This is a genomic window from Paucisalibacillus algeriensis (assembly GCF_000577245.1).
In the GTDB taxonomy this organism is placed as follows: domain Bacteria; phylum Bacillota; class Bacilli; order Bacillales; family Amphibacillaceae; genus Ornithinibacillus.
This window is the reverse complement of the sequence record NZ_CBYO010000014.1, coordinates 461,889-482,653: the sequence shown is the minus strand read 5'-3', so window position 1 is coordinate 482,653 and position 20,765 is coordinate 461,889. Positions and strand designations below refer to the sequence as shown.

21 protein-coding genes and 1 other annotated feature (1 of these 22 only partly in view) are annotated in these 20,765 nt (G+C 35.4%); of the genes, 16 read left to right on the top strand and 5 right to left on the bottom strand.

The features are described from left to right. Positions 1-156: a binding site (T-box leader), on the top strand; it begins 60 nt to the left of the window's first position. Between the two features lie 58 nt (positions 157-214). Then, complete coding sequence (gene tyrS, locus TY11_RS12025; RefSeq protein ID WP_042146419.1) at positions 215-1,486, top strand: tyrosine--tRNA ligase; 1,272 nt, start codon at positions 215-217, stop codon at positions 1,484-1,486. A 60-nt stretch (positions 1,487-1,546) separates the two neighbouring features. On the opposite strand, the gene TY11_RS12020 is transcribed toward tyrS, so the two are convergent. Further along, a complete protein-coding gene (locus TY11_RS12020) occupies positions 1,547-2,104 on the bottom strand; it encodes a DUF6241 domain-containing protein (protein WP_042146417.1) in 558 nt (185 codons plus the stop codon). A gap of 294 nt (positions 2,105-2,398) precedes the next feature. On the opposite strand from TY11_RS12020, the gene TY11_RS12015 reads away from it, so the two are divergent. After that, positions 2,399-3,355, top strand: coding sequence for an acetamidase/formamidase family protein (locus TY11_RS12015; protein WP_042146415.1), 957 nt, complete (start codon positions 2,399-2,401; stop codon positions 3,353-3,355). Positions 3,356-3,422: 67 nt separating this feature from the next. After that, positions 3,423-4,109: an alpha/beta fold hydrolase gene (locus TY11_RS12010; RefSeq protein ID WP_042146413.1), complete on the top strand. Its 687-nt coding sequence runs from the start codon at positions 3,423-3,425 to the stop codon at positions 4,107-4,109. Between the two features lie 90 nt (positions 4,110-4,199). Here the strand turns inward: TY11_RS12010 and TY11_RS12005 are convergent, their stop codons facing one another. Both TY11_RS12005 and rpsD read right to left on the bottom strand, forming a co-directional pair. Further along, positions 4,200-5,255: a F0F1 ATP synthase subunit beta gene (locus TY11_RS12005; protein ID WP_042146411.1), complete on the bottom strand. Its 1,056-nt coding sequence runs from the start codon at positions 5,253-5,255 to the stop codon at positions 4,200-4,202. 339 nt (positions 5,256-5,594) lie between these two features. Further along, positions 5,595-6,197 (bottom strand): 30S ribosomal protein S4, encoded by a 603-nt coding sequence (rpsD, locus tag TY11_RS12000; protein WP_042146410.1) that lies wholly within the window; start codon positions 6,195-6,197, stop codon positions 5,595-5,597. Positions 6,198-6,546: 349 nt separating this feature from the next. Between rpsD and TY11_RS11995 the strand changes: the two genes are divergently transcribed. After that, the gene (locus TY11_RS11995) at positions 6,547-8,430 is read left to right on the top strand and encodes a sensor domain-containing diguanylate cyclase (protein ID WP_052345814.1); all 1,884 of its coding nucleotides are present in this window, start codon (positions 6,547-6,549) and stop codon (positions 8,428-8,430) included. A 31-nt stretch (positions 8,431-8,461) separates the two neighbouring features. Here TY11_RS11995 and TY11_RS11990 read toward each other — a convergent pair whose 3' ends face one another. After that, a complete protein-coding gene (locus TY11_RS11990) occupies positions 8,462-8,941 on the bottom strand; it encodes a GAF domain-containing protein (protein ID WP_042146408.1) in 480 nt (159 codons plus the stop codon). Between the two features lie 121 nt (positions 8,942-9,062). Between TY11_RS11990 and refZ the strand changes: the two genes are divergently transcribed. The 10 genes from refZ (at position 9,063) to TY11_RS11940 (ending at position 18,653) form a co-directional block, all read left to right on the top strand. Beyond that, positions 9,063-9,671 (top strand): forespore capture DNA-binding protein RefZ, encoded by a 609-nt coding sequence (refZ, locus tag TY11_RS11985; RefSeq protein WP_042146406.1) that lies wholly within the window; start codon positions 9,063-9,065, stop codon positions 9,669-9,671. Between the two features lie 231 nt (positions 9,672-9,902). Beyond that, on the top strand, positions 9,903-11,594 hold the full coding sequence (gene ezrA, locus TY11_RS11980) for a septation ring formation regulator EzrA (protein WP_042146404.1): 1,692 nt from the start codon (positions 9,903-9,905) through the stop codon (positions 11,592-11,594). Positions 11,595-11,693: 99 nt separating this feature from the next. After that, positions 11,694-12,833, top strand: a complete 1,140-nt coding sequence (locus tag TY11_RS11975) for a cysteine desulfurase family protein (RefSeq protein WP_042146402.1) — start codon at positions 11,694-11,696, stop codon at positions 12,831-12,833. Between the two features lie 6 nt (positions 12,834-12,839). After that, on the top strand, positions 12,840-14,042 hold the full coding sequence (thiI, locus tag TY11_RS11970) for a tRNA uracil 4-sulfurtransferase ThiI (protein ID WP_042146400.1): 1,203 nt from the start codon (positions 12,840-12,842) through the stop codon (positions 14,040-14,042). 171 nt (positions 14,043-14,213) lie between these two features. Beyond that, positions 14,214-14,423: an alpha/beta-type small acid-soluble spore protein gene (locus TY11_RS11965; RefSeq protein ID WP_042146398.1), complete on the top strand. Its 210-nt coding sequence runs from the start codon at positions 14,214-14,216 to the stop codon at positions 14,421-14,423. A gap of 136 nt (positions 14,424-14,559) precedes the next feature. Next, a complete protein-coding gene (locus TY11_RS11960) occupies positions 14,560-15,162 on the top strand; it encodes a DUF2953 domain-containing protein (protein WP_042146396.1) in 603 nt (200 codons plus the stop codon). Between the two features lie 19 nt (positions 15,163-15,181). Continuing rightward, positions 15,182-15,751 carry a GerW family sporulation protein gene (gene ytfJ, locus TY11_RS11955; RefSeq protein ID WP_042146394.1) on the top strand — a complete coding sequence of 190 codons (570 nt, stop codon included), beginning with the start codon at positions 15,182-15,184 and terminating at the stop codon, positions 15,749-15,751. 83 nt (positions 15,752-15,834) lie between these two features. After that, positions 15,835-16,335, top strand: a complete 501-nt coding sequence (gene tpx, locus TY11_RS11950; RefSeq protein WP_042146392.1) for a thiol peroxidase — start codon at positions 15,835-15,837, stop codon at positions 16,333-16,335. 132 nt (positions 16,336-16,467) lie between these two features. After that, positions 16,468-17,451 (top strand): class I SAM-dependent methyltransferase, encoded by a 984-nt coding sequence (locus TY11_RS11945; protein ID WP_042146391.1) that lies wholly within the window; start codon positions 16,468-16,470, stop codon positions 17,449-17,451. Positions 17,452-17,465: 14 nt separating this feature from the next. After that, positions 17,466-18,653: an acetate kinase gene (locus TY11_RS11940; RefSeq protein ID WP_042146389.1), complete on the top strand. Its 1,188-nt coding sequence runs from the start codon at positions 17,466-17,468 to the stop codon at positions 18,651-18,653. Positions 18,654-18,772: 119 nt separating this feature from the next. Here the strand turns inward: TY11_RS11940 and TY11_RS11935 are convergent, their stop codons facing one another. Then, a complete protein-coding gene (locus tag TY11_RS11935) occupies positions 18,773-19,207 on the bottom strand; it encodes a universal stress protein (RefSeq protein ID WP_042146387.1) in 435 nt (144 codons plus the stop codon). Positions 19,208-19,323: 116 nt separating this feature from the next. Between TY11_RS11935 and TY11_RS20665 the strand changes: the two genes are divergently transcribed. Both TY11_RS20665 and ald read left to right on the top strand, forming a co-directional pair. Then, positions 19,324-19,479 (top strand): hypothetical protein, encoded by a 156-nt coding sequence (locus TY11_RS20665; protein ID WP_197025085.1) that lies wholly within the window; start codon positions 19,324-19,326, stop codon positions 19,477-19,479. 138 nt (positions 19,480-19,617) lie between these two features. Further along, positions 19,618-20,733, top strand: a complete 1,116-nt coding sequence (gene ald / locus TY11_RS11930) for an alanine dehydrogenase (protein WP_042146386.1) — start codon at positions 19,618-19,620, stop codon at positions 20,731-20,733. Positions 20,734-20,765 lie beyond the last annotated feature (32 nt).

The window sequence follows — 20,765 nt, the reverse complement described above, 5'->3', positions numbered from 1 at the left end:
GTGGAAACCAGAATATATTTGCATACGAAGTACAATTCCAGAGCAATCTTAATGAGCCAATAGGTGAAATTAAGACGGTGAAGTCATCGTTAACAACCCCAAAGTGGCTGTTTCTTGCAACAAGGGTGGTACCGCGTGTTAAAACTCGTCCCTTATTTATCATAAGGAATGGGTTTTTTTATTTTGTTAGAAAAAATAATGGAGTGTGAAAAAGATGCATATCTTAGATGATTTAGAAAAAAGAGGGCTCATTAATCAGGTAACTGATAGGGAAGGCTTGGAAAAGCATTTATCCGAAAACGAAGTAACATTATATTGTGGATTTGACCCAACAGCTGATAGCTTACACATCGGGCATTTAGTACCTCTAATGATGTTAAAACGATTCCAAAAAGCTGGACATAAGCCAATTGCGCTTGTTGGTGGTGGGACAGGAATGATAGGGGACCCAAGTGGTCGTTCTTCTGAGCGCTCGCTAAATACTGAGGAAGTAGTAAAAGGGTATAGTGATGCCCTAAGAACACAAATCTCAAAAGTACTAGAAGTTGATAAAGATGAAAACCCAGTAGTTGTACGAAATAACTATGATTGGTTAAGCAGTATGACTATCATTGATTTTCTACGTGACGCTGGAAAACATTTCGGTGTTAACTATATGTTAGCAAAGGAATCCGTATCCGCTCGAATCGAGCAAGGGATCTCTTTTACAGAGTTTAGTTACATGATTTTACAATCGCTAGACTTTCAGAAACTATTCACACAAGAAAATTGTACACTTCAAATTGGTGGAAGTGACCAGTGGGGAAATATAACAGCTGGTATGGAATTAATTCGTCGTGCAAGAGAAAATGAGGAAGAAGAAGTAAAAGTATTTGGTCTAACTGTTCCTCTAATCACAAAAGCAGATGGAACTAAGTTTGGTAAATCTGCAGGTAATGCTGTGTGGTTAGATGCAGATAAAACAAGTCCATATGAGTTCTATCAATTCTGGATTAATACGGATGACCGTGATGTGATGAAGTTTTTACGTTACTTTACTTTCCTAAGTGAAGTTGAGCTAGACGAACTAGAAAAAGAAGTTGAAAACCATCCAGAGAGACGTGTTGCTCATACACGACTTGCTGAAGAAGTGACAAGAATGGTTCATAGTCAAGAAGCGGTAGAACAAGCGCAAAAAATCTCAGCATCTTTATTTAGTGGGGATTTAAAATCTCTATCAGCTGATGAAATTGAACAAGGATTTAAGGATGTACCATCTTTCCGAGTTGATAAAGAAGATATTGGATTAGTTGATCTATTAGTTAACGCCAACATCTCTTCTTCAAAACGTCAAGCAAGAGAAGATATTACTAATGGGGCTGTTTACATTAATGGTGAAAGACAACAGGATGTAAATTATGTTGTATCAGAATCAGATCGAATTGAAAGTAAGTTTACCATTATTAGAAGAGGGAAGAAGAAGTATTTCCTAATTCGGTATAATTAAAAAAAGAAACTGCATCAAGCTTAGAATTGATGCAGTTTCTTTTTGTCTATAAATTATTTTCTATTGTTGACTTTCCATGTATGATCTTTCTTCTTCGGGGGATAAAATTCCGGTTGCTTGACCAACTGTTCCCCCCTGTAATTCCCAAATGGCATTATGATCATCATCTGCAGATGAAAAATCACCATTCGCCCATTTTTCTAAAATTCTTCTATAGAGATTTCCGTGTATAAATTCATTATTGTTGAGACCTTCTAATAACCATTGAATTCTATCTTCGTTGATTTGATAAAAACCCCATTTTTCTTCAGCTTTAACTTTTTGATGACTCATACCATGAATATATTCTTGAAAGTCACTGTCTGTTAATTGCTCTATAGTTGTAGGTTGCCCAAAGGGGTTTAACCCTTTTTCTTTAAAGGACTGCATTTCTTCCTCTGTTATGTTGCCACCTGCTGATTCACGCATGTTGTCTACATCAGTAGAACTTGGTCCTTCACTAGAATTACTACTATAATTACTAGCTTCTGAGGCTTTTATGTCCGTATAAATTATGTATCCAACAACACCAAATATTAATATAGTCAATATTACTAACACAACTATTAATTTATTCATTTTCAAAAACCTCCTATTAATAGTTTAATATATATCACATTAAGTTGAAAAAATAACTGCTTTTTACTAAAAAAGGAAAGAAAGAAGTACGACATTAGATATTACATGTATACCATTGGAGTTTACTGTCTAATTTAAAAATTCATAAAACGTATTTACTTTATAGAGTAATTTATGTTACTATCTAATTGAAATGGAATAGATTAACTAACACCATTTTCTAGTGTCCGGACCACAATAAATCGTGTGAACTATTCCTTCATCTACAAACAATCTCTAATGGAGGATAAATCTATGTCCAATATTTATAGGTTAGAACCTGATTCAGACACATTACATGGATTTTTCAGCAAGGATTTGGATCCTGTATTAACTATTCATTCAGGAGACACGGTTATTTTCAGAACATTAGATTCTGCTTGGGGATTAGAAAAGCGTTCAGATCCAGGCAAACCAAGAAAAAAGTTTACGGAACTTAAGCCCGAAAGGAAAACGAACCAATTTGGTCATGCTTTAGTCGGCCCAGTCTATATTCAAGATGCTAAGCCAGGTGATACTTTGGAAATAACAATTAACGAGATTGTTCCAGGTTCTTGGGGCTGGACTTCAGCAGGTGGGTTTCCAAGTTACTGGAATGAAAGATTAGGATTGGTTCAAGAGGAAGAAGTTCTGCTTGATTTTGAACTTGATGTTGAAAAAATGGTGGGTACAAGTCAATTTGGCAATTTTGATTACAATGTGGAATTACGTCCATTCATGGGAATAATGGGCATGCCATCTGATGAAGAGGGGCAGCTTTCAACCTTTGTTCCACGGTATAGTGGAGGTAATATTGACTGTAAAGAATTACAGGTAGGAAGTACATTATATTTGCCGATTTCTGTAAAAGGTGGCCTTTTTTCTACAGGAGATGGCCATGCTGTTCAGGGTGACGGAGAAGTTGCTGGTCCTGCGTTAGAATGTCCGATGGAGCGAGTAAGTTTAACTTTTAAGACACGAGAAGATATGAAAATCAACAGACCTAGAGCAAAAACGGAATCAGGATGGATTACCATGGCTTTTCACGAAAACTTAGAAGAAGCAATGTGGCTTGCACTAAGTGATATGTTGGATTTAATGACTGAGTTGTACACAATTTCCAGGACGGAAGCTTATGCCTACGCAACAATGGTTGTGGATTTACGCGTTACACAAATCGTAAATTTCAGTAAGGGCGTTCATGCCTATTTGTCATTTGATGCCTTAAGGTAATATCTTAATCTATTAATGTTTGCTATACAGACTAGAAAATGAAAGTAAATCGGATGGAGATGGTAATATGGAATTTTTGGTGAAACAAATTGAACTTAATAAACATACCTTTCAGTATAGGGAGAGTGGAAACCCTTTAGCACTGCCAATAGTTGCACTTCATTCACTAGGTAATAATTCAAAGTCTTGGGAGAGAGTAGCTGCTGGTTTAGGAGAAAGTTATCGTTTTATTGCCTTAGATCAGAGAGGGCATGGAGAGAGTGCCAGAACAGATACCTATTCTTTCGAGGAAATGTGTGAGGACCTACTTCTTTTTGTTGATGCATTGGATTTGGAACGTTTTATTCTTATCGGTCATTCAATGGGAGGAACTGTATCATATCTTTTTTCAGAACAATATGCTTCGAGAATAGAGAAATTAGTTGTAGTTGATACACCGCCACCATTTACAGACAAACCAAAAGAAATACCATCTGAGCCAGAACAACCTTTGCCATTTGATTGGAAAGCTTTTCAATCAATAATGAGACAGTTAAACGAACCAAACCCAGAATGGTGGGAAAGACTCCCTGCTATTTCTGCACCAACACTTATTATTGGGGGTGGAGCTAGTAATATTCCACAAGACAAATTACGAGAAGTTTCCGAGAATATCCCGGATTGTAAATTGGTAACAATTGATGGTGCTGGTCATCATGTTCATCAGGATAATTTATCAGAATTTCTATCCATCTTGATAGAATTTCTCAAATAAATTTATGTTTGAAAGGGGCACGAGAAATAATCTGTGCCCCTTTTTAACCGGGCAGGAGAGTAAGAGTCTTAACGCCTATACCTAAACGAGTTAGGTTATGTGGTAAAGTGATCCTATATAAAGTAGTCTGTCATTGTTCACTTCATCTAGTTGACCGTCGAGAATACGACTGACATCTTCTAACGTATCAGATAATGAAACCGAGGCACCATTCTTTTTAGTGAAAGGTTCTGAAACAAAAAAAGCTTGAGTCAAATATGATTCAAGGCGTAGCCCTCGGTTATAAATTTCCTTATCCGGAAATTGTAATTTATCGTAGCCAAAAGCATTAACTAAAAATCTCAGTTCACGGTATCGGCGCATTATTTTTCTTGCTCTTTGTTGTAGATTAAAATGTTTTTTATCTAATTGAGCTCCTTCTGTTATAACAGAGGTGGAAGAAACAGGATTTATTGCAGGAAATAGTTTTCTGGAGACTAGTTCCGCATCAAAATGCCAGATTGTATCTAAAGGTCCATACGGAAGTTCTTCATCTACTGCTTCTCCAGTTGGGTCAATTAGAAACGTAGTAATCGTCTTTTCTTTTGGCAACTTTAGTTTTTCGAGTAAAGAATAAATTTCTCCTGAAACTACTAAAGACCTATCCACTGCTAATACGACATCTTGATTCTCTTTTACATCTATGATTTTCTTATAGGCACTATTGGTATCTTGGGATAGGATATTCGATGTTTCTTTCACTTCTTTTAAATCAGGACTGTCCAAGTAGGGTATTAAAAGTACTGTAGTAAAATCCTTATCTCTTAAACGGTAAAATATCTCTGCTAGTAGTACTAGTTGCCCCATTCCTGGCCTAGCTATAAATCCGTTTATACCTCCTCTGGTTATAGGAGCTAGAAAATCTAGTGCTTTAATACCTGTTTCAATCATTTGAACTTCATTATCACGAATGATTAAATCATCGATTTTACATTCTGCAAGTTCCGCTAACGCGACTAATGTTCGCACTTCTGCACGTCCTACTGGAGTCTTCCCTGTACACAAATTAGAAACTGTGGCAGGCCGTAAACCTTTTTCTTTAGCTGCTATGGTTAAATTAGGGACTCGTTTTCGTAGAAATGAAACATTAAGTTTTATATTATCCATTTACTCGTACTCCTTCACCTCTTGTATATGTAGGATGTTAAAATCAATCAAGTTATTAGTAGTATGACAGATTAGAGAAATGATGCGATATTATTTATTTTATCATACACTATTTGGTACAAAGGAAAAAGATGGACGAAAGAACCTCGTTTCAAAAAGTTACAACGTGTAAATTGGATCCATAATAGCTATTATACAGTTTAAAAGATAATGCTTTTAGAAGTTATATTTAGTAGAGTATCCTAAAAAATGTTGGCAACAAAATAATAGAACCCTTGAAATGTTGATTTAACAACAATTTCAAGGGTTCTATGTGTGTTAACATGCATAAGGCAGAGATTAACGAGAGTAGAATTCAACGATTAATTGTTCTGAGATTTCAGATGGTAATTCAGAACGTTCTGGTAAACGGTTGAAAGTACCTTCTAATTTATCTGCATCAAAAGTTAAATATTCTGGTACGAAGTTTGTAACTTCAATTGCTTCTCTCACGATGTCAAGGTTTCTTGATTTTTCGCGAAGACCAATAATTTGACCAGGTTTTACTAGGTAAGATGGAATATCAACACGTCCACCATCAACAGTCACGTGACCATGGTTTACAAGCTGACGAGCTTGTCTACGAGTACGTGCAAGACCTAAACGGTAAACTAGGTTGTCAAGGCGAGTTTCAAGTAAAGTCATGAAGTTTTCACCATGAACACCTTTCATTTTACCAGCTCTATTGAATAGAGTACGGAATTGACGCTCGTTCAAACCATACATAAAGCGTAGTTTTTGTTTTTCTTGTAATTGAATACCATACTCAGAAAGTTTTCTGCGTTGGTTAGCTCCATGTTGCCCAGGAGCGTAAGGGCGTTTGTCTAGCTCTTTACCAGTGCCAGTTAATGAAATGCCAAGACGACGTGATTTTTTCCATACAGGACCTGTATATCGTGCCATAGGACATTTCCTCCTTTATATTGTATTTGCATAAAACAAAATTTGGGCCGTGATCGTTCCAACCGCCATTATGTTTTCATGTACCATCGCTCCAGCAGCTGAGAGTTACGCGATACACCTCAAGGTTTAGAGGAACAAAATGGTTCGAATGGTGATGCACTTAGGCTGCCTTATTATTTTACACAAAGACTAGTATATATTTTTTTGTGGTTTAAGTCAATGATTCTTTTGTAGAAAAGAAATTTTGGGCAAAGCATGAATAAGTTCAGTATACTAGAATAGGAAAATTTCAAAAAGTTTTATATAATTGAGTTAAATAAAATCAAAAATTCCTTGATAGGTGATTACTATGAGCAGACAAAAATTTCAGGAAAACCTAATATTATTAAACTATGAAATGCTGACAAAGCTATCACCAAAAAGTAAGGAATACTTTTATGAGATGCTATCAGAAAATGTAAAAACGGTATTTGATTTTGCTTTTTCAGGTATATATTTATACGATAAGTGGACAAATTGTTATAAGCTAGTGTCCTCTTCTAAAGAACCATATATATTAATGGATTATATTCAGGATCATAACTCTCGACCTGCATCCATAAACAGTACGGTAACAATCCCTATTGAGAAAAACATTATCTTTCATGAGATGCAACAGGATATTGATTTAGTTACCATTCCATTCTATCCTAAAGATGGTCCATTTGGGATGGTTGTTTGCGGATATGACCCGAAACAAAAATCAATAGCAGATGAAATATATCTAGTAATTAAAGAAGAGATAGAAAAATTACTAACGATTACCTATCCATTATTTTTATCCGCTGCGAGTGAACAAAAACATCAACTATTATACGAAATGACGACCAAGTTTTTAGTGTTGACAAATAAAACAGACATTCTGATTGAGATAATATCCAGCATTCGAAGCATATATCCTGATTTTGGAGTAAATCTGTTATTAGCTCAGGATCACGATGATACGCTGGATCTTCCAATTAGGACAATCAAGCTAAGTGATCAATCAATTAGTTCACAAGCCTTCCTAAATGGTGAAGTACTAATTGAGAATCGGATTAAAGAGAAGGATACTTGCATATATGCCCCGCTTAAAGGTCATCAAGGTGTTTATGGGGTGTTACAAATCATTGCTCCAACAATTTTTGGGGTTCAAGATGAGGATATCCTCTTCATAACAAAATTTTCTAATACAGCTGGCTTAGCGATAGAAAGTACAACGTTATATCAAAATTCGAACCATCTTGTATCGGATTTGAGATTAATCAATGATTTGACGCATAAATTAAATTCTCATCTCGATTTAATCGAGATTACAAAATTGGTAAGAAATCAAATTAGTCAAATTTGTCATCCAGAGGAAATTGGATTTATATATAACATGCAGGAAAATAATATTCATCACTATGATGTGGTCGATGGTAGCACTGATTTCTTTGAAACTCTACCTGGCCATGGATTTATTAGAGATTCTGTTAATGAAGTCCTAAAACGAAAAGAGGCTATTTTTGCTGGTGACTACAAATCTACTGGAGGAAAGGGTCCTTATCGCTCCGTCATGGTACTGCCAATGGAAAATGCGGGCTCGATAAATGGGTTTGTGGTTGTTCTGCATCGTGAAGCCTATGCTTTCACATTTGATCACTTTAAATTGTTACAATCCATTATTCACCATTCCACACTTGCTTTTGTGAACACAATACTGGCTGAAAAATTAAAAAAGGCAGCATCAACTGATTACTTGACCCAGTTGTATTCACGCAATTATTTGGATGAGAAAATTATGCAACATATGGAAAAGGGTGCAATGGGAACGCTAATTCTGTTTGACATTGATGATTTCAAGCAGGTAAATGATAAATTTGGTCATTACGTTGGGGATGAAGTAATTAAGCAAGTGGCAGATATTATAATGCAAAACATTGAGGAGCAAGATATTGCAGCACGGTGGGGTGGGGAAGAGCTCGCCATTTACTTGCCAAGTACCGATTTAAATAGTGGTGTACAGTTAGCAAGAATCATAAATACGGAAGTAGAAAATTTCACTGAGCCGAATGTAACACTATCAGCAGGAGTTTCTACATGGACGTCAGAAGTAGATGACACTGCTCGTAATTTTTTTATTCGAGCTGATAAAGCATTGTATGAAGCAAAAAGCTACGGCAAAAACTGCGTTGTAAAATACAGTATAAATGAACAAGTAACGGAAAATTAAGGAAGAAAGAGGATGCCGAGGCATCCTCTTATTATATGATTTTAACTAATTCTTCTACAAACTTCTCTAAATAAACTTGATCGGTTTCATCAAAACGGTTTAATAGAGGACTATCAATATCCAATACACCGTATATTTCATTATTTTTTATTATTGGAATAACGATTTCAGATTGACTTGCGCTGTCACAGGCGATATGCCCTGGAAATTGATTTACATCTTCTACAAGTTGTGTTTTTCGTTCTTTGACAGCTGTACCACATACTCCTTTCCCATAACCAATGCGAATACAAGCTGGTAGACCTTGGAATGGCCCAAGCACTAGTTCATCCTCTTTCCATAAATAAAATCCAACCCAGTTAACATGATTAAGAAATTGATTTAATAGTGCAGAAGCATTAGAAAGATTTGCAATAACGTCTTTTTCATCATGAACGAGTGCTGCAAGCTGTTTTATTAATAGTTCATAGTCTTTTACTTTGTCACCTGAATATGCTGTAGTTTGGAACAATTTAGATCTTCCTTCCTAAAATTTGTTAAAATTATCCTGTTGATACATGCAGGATAATTCCTTTCTTTGTCGTATTAATAATATAGGGATACCATTAAAGTAAGTAAGGAGTTGATATTCAATGAAAGATACCCCTACAAAAAGAAAAGTGGTCGAGGCTGCTTCAACACTTTTTTATCAAAAAGGGTTTCACGGTACTTCCGTTCGTGATATCGCAGAAAAAGCCTCTGTTAATGTTTCCTCAGTGAGTTATTATTTTAAAGGAAAACAAGGGCTTTTAGAATATGCGGTTTTCAATTACTATGAAGAGTACTTGGCAATCATTGAAACAACTCTAGAGGAATCTCAAGTTGACTCCCCAATAGAAAAATTAAAAAAATTAGTACATAGAATTATACAATATAAACATGCAAATCTACAATTGTCCTGTTTCATACATCGGGAATTATCGATGGACTCTGTTTTTGTCCGTGAGATGGCTGTTACATACTTAGCAAAAGAAAATTTTATCATCGGCAATACATTTTCCGATGTTTTTAAAAATAAGAAAGAAGATAAACATAAGTTAGACCGCCAATTCCTATTAATGCAATTAAAGGGAATGCTTGTTACACCATATGTATTACATAATGAATGGAGGAGTCAGGTAATTGGTGACTATTCCCATTCTTTATTTGTAGATAGATATGTGAAGACTATACATAAATGGCTAGATTATATAATGGAATGATAATGTGTATGAGGTTGTGCAAACAACCTTTTTTCTTTTCTAGAATTTTAGAGAATTCGCAGTAAAATACAAAAACGGTTACTTTTTGACAAAAAATCACTTTTTATTTGATTTTTTTAGCCAATTATCGCATATACATGGTATTATAAGGATTATAGAAAATACGTATCATAAAAATTATTCATATCATTATAGAAGGAATTTCTTTGGGGATTTTTAGGGGGCTTTACGATGGAAATTATTATTGGAATTATACTAGTGGTTATTGTATTAATCATTATAAGCCTAATTATGAGGAAAAGAATATATGATTTTGTGGATCGTCTCGAAAGCTGGAAATTAGATATTATGAATCGCAATGTGTCCGCTCAGCTAACAAAAATTAAAGCTCTAAATTTATCAGGCGAGACACAAGATAGATTTGAATCCTGGAAGGAACGTTGGGAGTTAATTCTTTCTAATGAACTACCTGACCTAGAGGAATATCTGTTTGATGCGGAAGAAGCGGCTGACAAATTTCGGTTTTCAACCGCCAAAAAGATTCTTCGTAAAACAGACCAGGCTTTGCAAACCATTGAAAAAGATATTGAAAAAATCCTAACTGAACTAGATGACCTAGTTGAATCAGAAGAGTCAAGCCGTAAGGAAGTTGAATATATTCAACCTACTATAAAGAGCTTACGTAAAACAATTGCACAAAATCGATTCCAATATGGTAAAGCGGAAGTTCGATTTGAAGTTGAAATTGAGGAATTAAGCGAGGAACTAGGGAATTATCATGATTTAGTAGATTCTGGTAATTATACAGAGGCTAAAGAATTAGTAGACTCCCTAAAACTAAAACTTGAACAATTACAAACTGAAATTGATGAGTTTCCTGAGCTTTATCGAGCGTGTAAACAGGAGATACCTTCTCAGATAGACGATTTGTATACTGGTATTAAAGAGATGAAAGAGGAAGGGTTCCGAATTGACCACCTTGGGTTTGAAAAGGAATTGCAAGGTTATCAACAGCGTTTGCTAGATTGTGTAAAAGCTTTAGAAAAAGGTCTAGCAACTGAGGCTAAAACTTTAAAAAGTGAAATTGAAGATCGAATTCAAGAAATGTACCAACTTCTTGAGAAAGAAGCTATCGCAAAAAACTACATGGAATCGCAAGCCTCAAGCTATCATAAGTCCGTCTTGGAAGTTGCTGCCTCTTTTGAAGAAACAAAATCAGAGGTTGAAACGTTAAAACAAACCTATTATTTTGATGATCAGGACATGGAAAAATATTTATCTTTAGAAAAGAGAATTACACAATTACAAAAGGTTTATGACGAAATAGAATTTGGTTTGGAAGATAAGAAAACTCCTCACTCTGAATTGCGAACGCAGCTAGAGACAGGATTTAGTCAACTGGAAGTGTTACTGGAAAAACACCAAGATTTCAAAATCAGTGTATACAACCTAAGAAAAGATGAAATAGAAGCAAAAGAGAAACTGGCGGATATCCGTGATCAGATTAATGAAATTAACCGCAAACTAAAAAAGAGTAATATTCCGGGTGTACCAAGTTTTATTTGGAATTCAATGGATGAGGCATTAGAGAAATGTAATCAAGTGCTAACCGCTTTAGAGAAAAACCCATTAGATATTTCAGAAGTTCAACAAGCACTTTCTACTGCTAAATCATCAGTTGATTTATTGATTGAACAAACAGATGTGATGTTGGATCAAGCAAATCTTACGGAGCAAGTTATTCAATATGCTAATAGATACCGAAGTAAGTATCCGTTACTTGCAGCAAAGCTTACGGAAGCCGAAACCTTATTTAGAAACTTTGATTATGAAGCTGCTTTAGAACAAGCGGCACGTACACTCGAGGAAGTGGAACCTGGTGCATTAAAACGAATTGAAGAAAATCAATTAATTACACGATAAGTAAGAGTCTCTAAAGGCTGCTTTATGGAAATATACTTTCCTAAAGACAGCCTTCCGTTTTGTTTATTTGTATCTTAACTTATAAAGGGGAGGATTAATATGATATATCTTGATAATAGTGCTACAACAAAACCACATCCAGAAGTTTTAAAAAGCTTTGAACAGGTCTCGACTAGCTTCTTTGCTAATCCTTCTTCTATTCATCAGCTTGGAGGAGAGACAGAAAAGCTTTTAATAAAATCAAAACAACAAGCAGCAATGCTTTTAAGAGTACATGAAGATGAAATTATTTTTACCTCAGGTGGTACGGAAGGAAATAATATAGCTATCAAAGGTATAGCATTGGAGCACCAAGGAAGAGGAAAACATATCATAACGACAGAAATTGAGCATCCATCGGTTTATGAAGGATGTAAAATCTTAGAAACATTAGGATTCGAAGTGACATATTTACCTGTTAACCAAGATGGAATCGTGTCAATTGAAGATATTGAGAAAGCAATTCGAAAGGACACCATCCTAATTAGTATTATGCATGTTAATAATGAAATTGGTTCGATTCAGCCAATAAAGGAAATTGGAGAAATTGCTAAAAGGCACCCTAAACTATTCTTTCATGTCGATCATGTACAAGGCTTAGGGAAAGTTCCACTTAATCTTGATAATAGTGGGATTGATTTATGTACGATGTCTGGCCATAAAATCCATGGATTAAAGGGGACTGGTCTCTTATATTGTCGTAGAGGAGTAAAGCTTTTCCCATTATTCCATGGTGGAGATCAGGAGTTTAAGATTCGGTCGGGGACAGAGAATTTGGCTGGAGCTGTTTCTTTGGTTAAAGCTCTAAGATTGATCAAAGAACGTGAAGAAACAAAGGGTGTAACGCTACGAGAACTAAATCATTTCCTACGTCAAGGATTGCAAAAAATAGATAAAGTGGTGGTTAATACACCAGAAGAATCAGCACCACATATTATCAACTTTTCCATCCCAGGATTAAAACCGGAAGTAATGATTCATACTTTAGGAAAGCAAGGGATATTTATTTCCACAAAATCTGCTTGCTCATCCAAAGATTTAGATGAAAGCAGAATAATTAAAGCATGTGGTTTCGATCAAACAAGAACAAAATCTGCATTACGCGTAAGCTTGTCTTACGATAATACTAAAGAAGAGATTAAGACGTTTTTGAGTATGTTAGATATAGCAATCAACCAATTAAAAGAAGTTATGGAGTAGATACTAATGGAATATGATCATATATTAATTCGCTATGGAGAATTAGCGTTAAAAGGAAAGAACCGTAAAAAATTCGTTGAGAAACTTCAACAGAATGTACAACAGAAATTAACAGAATTCCCAGATGTCAAAGTCAAAAGAACACAAGGAAGAATGTTCATTCTATTGAATGGGAACGACCCACAGCCAATAATGGACAAGGTTAGAAATGTGTTTGGAATTCATAGCCTCAGCCTTGCGATTAAAGTGGAGAATGACCTTGAAAAAATGAAGGAAGCTGCATATTATGCATTAACAAATGCTGAAAAAAGTAAAACATTTAAAGTAACTGTGAAAAGAATAAACAAAGGTTTTCCTGTACGATCTCAAGAACTAAATCAAATTCTTGGAGGATATCTGTTAAGCAACACAAATTCTTATACTGTCAATGTTCATTCTCCTGACGTGGAGGTAAGAGTGGAAATCCGCGCAGAAGCAACCTATATCACATCTAGTGTTGTACGAGGCGCAGGAGGTCTCCCGGTGGGAACATCTGATAAAACGCTATTACTTTTATCAGGTGGAATAGATAGCCCTGTTGCAGGGTATCTTGCTATGAAACGTGGTGTACAAATTGAGGCCATTCATTTTGAATCACCACCATTTACAAGTGACCGAGCAAAACAAAAGGTATTAGATTTAGCTGAAAAGTTAACAAAGTTTGGTCCTAGCATTAAAGTTCATGTTGTTCCATTTACAAAGTTACAACAAAGAATTTTCCAAGAAACGCCTGATGGTTATGGTATGACTGTAATGAGACGTATGATGCTTCGAATAAGTGAGAAAGTTTGTCAGAATGAAGGTATTCTTTCCCTAACTACAGGTGAAAATCTAGGTCAAGTAGCAAGCCAAACGATGACAAGTATGAATACCATCAATGAAGTTACCAATTATCCAATTATTAGACCATTAGTAACCATGGATAAAGATGAAATAATTGAAATATCTAAAGCAATTGATACATTTGATATTTCTATAAGACCTTATGAAGATTGCTGCACAATCTTCGTACCAAAAGCACCAAAAACAAAGCCAAAACGTGATCGTGTAAACTATTACGAATCCAAATTTAACTACGAAGAACTCATCAAAGAAGCAATTGATGGAATAGAAGTAATTAAAATTAATGACAAGAAAGTAGAAGAAGATGTATTTGAAGGGTTGTTTTAAAGGTTGTTTGGAGAGATAGTAATTGTCTCAGTATGGAATTGAGAAATCAATCTTCATGCTGCGGATTTATTCGATAAACCATTTAAAACAATTCCAACACTTTCCAACAATTAATATGAATGAATCACCTCCTAACGACACAATATAAGTGTACCAAGGAGGTGAAATACCATGGCAAACAATAATAGTAACAATTCAAACCAATTACTTGTACCTGGTGCAGAACAAGCACTAGAACAAATGAAGTACGAAATTGCTCAAGAATTTGGTGTTCAACTTGGTGCAGATACAACTTCTCGTGCTAACGGATCTGTTGGTGGAGAAATCACAAAGCGTCTAGTTCAAATGGCTGAACAACAATTTGGTGGATATAACGGATAATAAAAAGTAAATAGGTATAAATGGCTTGGGCTATTCTCATATGAGAATAGCCCTTTAATTTTATATACATTTTGCGCTTGGTATAAAAATGGAAACTTGTGGCAAACTACCAATATTAATTCTTGGAGATGGAAATATGGTTTGGGTTATTATGATTGGGATATTGTTGTTTCTAATCTTTATCCTTCTATTATTGCAAATAAAAATAAGAATACAATATCGTTATCAAAAAGATAATCATCAGGTCAAGATACATGTATATTATATGAAAATTAGACTAATCCATCGAACCATTAAAATAAATGAATATACCCTGGATGAATCACAGCTTATTGAATTACTTCATGACTATAGTAAAGAAGATAACGATGATAATTTAATTGGAATACTTAAAAAAATAACAAATCAAATAAGTGAATTTAGTAAAATTTTTATGATTATGATTAAGAGCATTTCAATTCATGAACTTAAATGGATAACACATTTTGGAACTGGAAGCGCAAGTAGTACTGGGACTTTAGCGGGTGGAGTTTGGGCTTTGAAAGGAACTATGATTGGCCTACTTTTTGAACAAACAGAAATGAAGGTCCAACCGAAAGTTTCAGTAATTCCTCATTTCCAACAAAAGGGTCTCTATTCTGAAGTTGATTGCATTGTAACGATTCGATTAGGAAATGCTATCCGTACAGTTATGCATTTGATGCGAAATATTAACACCAAAGAAGAAGTTTATATCTAATTGTTTAAGGAGGATTACAATGGAAGAACATCCAATTCAAGGTCTAATGACAACAGCAATGGAAAATTTAAAAGATATGATTGAGGTCAATACCATTATTGGTGACCCGGTTGAATCTCCTGATGGAAGTGTTATTATTCCAGTTTCAAAGGTTGGTTTTGGTTTTGCAGCTGGTGGTACTGAATTTATGCCAAGTAGTTCTGGCTCACAGGGAGATAGTGAAGGTGGGGGAAGTGGTAGTGAAGCTGTCTTCCCATTTGGTGGTGGTAGTGGTGGTGGAGTTTCCATTACACCAGTTGCTTTTCTAATTGTAAGCCCCAAGGGCATTAAGATGGTTCACCTTGACGAGAATACTCATATTTATGAAAAGATTATAGACTTTGCACCAAAGGCAGTAGAAAAAATACAGCAACTATTAAAAGAAAGTAAAATGGGAAAAGGTTCGCATGGGGAGGATAAGGGGAAAAAGAAAGATGAAAGTAAGGGAAAAGAAAAGGAAAAAGAAGATAAACAGCCAGATGAAAAGAAAGACTCCGATGATAAGGACAAATCTGATTCAGAAGAATCTTCATCCATTTATGATATCTAATTATATATTAGGCGATTCATTTCTTGGAAATCGCCTTTTTGTTTGTCTATAATAGAGTTAAGTCAATTTATAGGAGGAATAATATGGCAAACGTTACATTTGGCGAAAAGCCGGTTACATTATTAGGAAATCAACTAAAAGTTGGAGATTCTGCTCCGGATTTTAAAGCACTTACGAATGATTTAGAGGAAAAATCACTTTCAGATTATAACGGTAAAATTAAATTAATTAGTGTTGTACCTTCTATCGATACGGGAGTTTGCTCGATTCAAACGAACCGTTTTAATGAAGAAGCGAAAAAATTAGATAATGTACAAGTTGTAACGATTAGTATGGATCTTCCATTCGCACAAAAGCGTTGGCGAGAAGTTAATCAAGTAGAAAGCTTGGAAATGCTTTCTGATCATCGAGATGGAGATTTTGGTGAGAAATTTGGAGTTTTAATCAAAGAACTACGATTGCTAGCCCGTTCTATTTTTGTTGTTGATTCCAATGATAAGGTTACATATGTAGAATATGTTAGTGAAGTAACAAATCATCCTGACTATGATAAAGCACTAGAAGCAGCAAAACAAGCAGAATAAGTATTTAAAAGTCTCCCCGAGTAAAAGCTGGGAGACTTTTTATATAAAAAAATTTCTGACTAAATCATTAGTTTGTACAGTAGCGTTGGTATCTGATACAATAATACAGGTTTGAATGAACGGAGGAGTTATATGGAAAAAACAAAAGTGGAATTATTATTTGAGTGGTTAGATGAGACAACCCAAGTTTTGGAACAACATTTAAATGAAACATATTTAGATAGTTTGGTAATTGCGATGGAGACTTTATTTTACCAAAGTGCTGATGAATCGATGGATGATCTTCTTACGCATAAATTACATACAGCTTTAGAAAAGATTAATCTTAATGAGTATGATTCTGAGGACATCCGTAAGGCGATTCAATTTACAGTGTTAAAAGGTATGAAAGATACAACGCAACAACAACATTTAATAACTCCAGAGGCAATAGCATTAATTCTTGGTTATTTAGTTCAGAAGTTAATGAATAATTATCAAAGCATTCGAGTCTTTGACCCAGCTGCCGGAACTGGAAATCTTTTAACTACAGTAATTTCTCAATTAAATAAACCTACAAATGCATATGCAAGTGAAGTGGACCCAACACTAATTCAACTAGGTGTTGTAAGTGCTAATCTACAGAAAATGTCCATTGAATTTTTCCATCAGGATAGTTTACGTCCTTTCTTATTAGACCCCGTTGATTTAATTGTTTCCGATTTTCCAGTAGGGTATTATCCAGACGATATACGGGCATCAAACTATGAATTAAAAGCGGATGAGGGGCATTCATTTGCACACTTTCTTTTCCTGGAACAAAGTATTAATTATACCAATCCAAGTGGTTATCTAGTATTAATGGTTCCAAACTTCATTTTCGATGGAGAAAATTCAGACAAACTGCATGCTTATCTTCAGAAACATGCACACATAATCGGTGTCATTCAACTCCCTGAAAGTGCATTTAAGTCCAAGAAAAATGGGAAATGCATATTAATCTTACAGAAGAAGGGGAAAAATACAGAGGGGCCAAAACAACCTTTATTAGTTCAGCTTCCATCACTGAAAAATACACATGCAATGGAAGATGTTTTAGGTAAAATGAACGATTGGTTTAAAAATATTCATAAATAACAGGAGTGTACATCATGACTAACGTATTAGCTATAAACGCAGGAAGTTCTTCCTTAAAATTTCAACTTATTCAAATGCCAGAAGAAACGGTAAAGGCCAAGGGCCTTGTGGAACGAATAGGGTTACCGGAAGCAGTATTTACTATTGAAATCAGTGGAAACAAGGATAAAAATGTGACAGAAATTCCAAATCACGAAGTAGCTGTAAAACTTCTTCTTAATAAATTAACTTCATCTAGAGTCATCCAATCCTTAGATGAAATTGATGCTGTAGGTCACCGAGTTGTTCACGGAGGAGAGAAATTCAGTGATTCTGTCGTCATAACAGATCAAGTTATTCAGGATATTGATGAAGTCTCAGAGCTTGCGCCTTTGCATAATCCGGCAAACCTAACAGGAATTCGAGCATTTAAAGAGGTACTACCAAATGTACCGATGGTAGCTGTATTTGATACTGCATTTCATCAAACGATGGAACCCAAATCCTATTTGTATAGTCTTCCATATGAATACTACGAGAAATATGGAATTCGAAAATATGGATTCCATGGTACATCCCACAAATATGTATCCAGACGTGCAGCGGAATTGATGAATAGACCACTAGAAGATTTGCGATTAATATCTTGTCATTTAGGAAATGGAGCAAGTATTGCAGCTATTAAAGGTGGAAAAGCAATGGATACATCGATGGGATTCACCCCATTAGCTGGTGTTACAATGGGTACACGTTCTGGAAATATTGATCCTGCACTAATTCCATATATCATGGAAAAGACAGAAATGACTGCTGAGGAAGTAGTAAATGTTCTGAATAAAGAAAGTGGCATGCTTGCTTTGTCAGGTTTTTCTAGTGACTTACGCGATATCGAAGAACAAGCTGAAATGAATAAACGTGCAGAACTTGCACTAGATGTATTCGCAGGAAGAATCCATAAATATATTGGTTCGTATGCAGCAAGAATGTCTGGTATTGATGCGGTTATTTTCACTGCTGGTGTTGGTGAAAATAGTGATGTTATTCGTGCAAAAGTACTAAATGGATTAGAATTTATGGGTATTTACTGGGACCCAATGCTAAATCAGTCTGCAAGAGGGAAAGAAACCTTTATTAGCTACCCACACTCACCAGTTAAAGTCATGGTAATCCCAACTAATGAAGAAGTTATGATAGCTAGAGATGTTATCCGTTTAACACAGTAATAAAAAGGTTTTGATATGAATTCACATATCAAAACCTTTTTTTCTGAGAGTAGGTTTTAGGATATATGGATTTCACGCGATGAAAGGAAAGTCCTGGTGATATTCCAAGAATTCAATCCTTATCTAACCACTAATACATCACAATTAGCATGCCTAGTTATACTCTCCGAAACACTACCAATTAAGAAACGTTCAACTGCATTCATACCTGTAGCTCCACAGATAATTAAATCAGCCTTAAATGTCTGTGCAATGTCTTTAGCAATTTTTACTTTTGGTGAACCATATTCGATACAACGGGAGATTTGACTGATTCCAACTTCTTTTGCACTTTCGACACAACTATCCACTAAATCCTTCGCATATGCTTCAGCCTGGTCTGATAAAGAACCATCATATGCTTCTGCATAAGCAAATGATCGAAAGTCGATGACATGTGCAATAATCAGATGAGCATCATTACGCTTTACAATATCAAGGGCTTTATTAAATGCAATCTCAGATGCCTCTGAGCCGTCAACGGCTACCACAATATTCTTATACTCAAATTTCATTTGAATCTCCCCTTTCTTCGTCTACTTCTATTATATGATAAAGGCGCTTACAATTGGTAAAAGTAAACAAGCTTTTCTTGACAATTTCGGTACAAACTAATAGTGGAGGTGAGTACATGGCCAAGAAAAAAGACCAAAACAAACTATTTGAAGATCCAAGTGGTGTTTCTGCAGTAAAGAACCAACTCTTTGAGAGTTATCAAAGTGGAGTAGTCGAAGATCAATTGCATAATAACCGCGGTATTTGGACCTTTAATAATAGAAAGGCATAGTATTTACCCATCCAACATAATCTACCCTAATTTTTGGGGTAGATTTTTTTGTTTTATTCGATATGATTATAGTAGTGTATCTTTTTAGATTTTTTGGTACAATGAAAGTGCTTACATATAAAGAGGGATGGTGTACATATGAAAATAGGAGTTCCAAAAGAGATAAAGAATAATGAGAATAGGGTAGCTATCACTCCCGCTGGAGTCCTGACTTTAACAAATGCAGGACATGAGGTTTATGTGGAAACTTCAGCTGGTCTTGGTTCAGGATTTACGGACGAGCAATACACCCTAGCAGGTGCAGTAATTGTTGATAGTGCAAAAGAAGCTTGGAAGCAAAAAATGGTCATGAAGGTTAAAGAACCGCTACCAGAGGAATATGATTATTTTTATGAGGGACAAATATTATTTACATACTTACACTTAGCTGCAGAACCAGAGTTAACACGTGCATTATTGGAGAAAAAAGTAGTTGGACTAGCTTATGAAACGGTACAATTAGAAAATCGTACACTTCCTTTACTAACACCAATGAGTGAGGTTGCAGGTCGTATGGCTGCACAAATAGGTGCTCAGTTCCTTGAGAAGTCTAAAGGTGGAAAAGGAATTCTATTAGCGGGAATCCCTGGTGTAAAACGTGCAAATGTAACGGTTATTGGTGGAGGGGTAGTAGGTGCTAATGCTGCCAAAATAGCTGTTGGACTGGGAGCAAATGTAACAATATTGGATTTAAGCCCAGAAAGACTTCGTTATCTAGATGATGTTTTCGGATCTTCGGTTAACACAATGATGTCCAATCCGATGAATATTGCGGATTGTGTTGCACAATCTGATTTAGTTATTGGTGCTGTATTAATTCCAGGAGCAAAAGCACCAAAGCTTGTAACAGAAGAAATGGTAAAGCAAATGTCTGAGGGATCAGTTATTGTGGATGTTGCGATTGACCAAGGTGGTATTTTTGAAACAAGTGATCGAATCACAACACATGATAACCCAACATTTACCAAGCATGGCGTACTTCATTATTCTGTTGCAAATATGCCTGGCGGTGTTCCACGAACAGCGACAATTGGTTTAACGAATGTAACTGTACCATATGCACTGCAAATTGCTAATAAAGGCTATGCGGAAGCTTGCTTAAGTAATGCTGCATTATTAAAGGGGCTTAATACATTGGATGGTTATGTTACCTATGAAGCAGTTGCAATTGCGCATGGTCTAGAGTATAGAAAATCAGAGGAATTATTAGCCTAATCATAAGGGGCAGACTTTATAAAAAAGTCTGC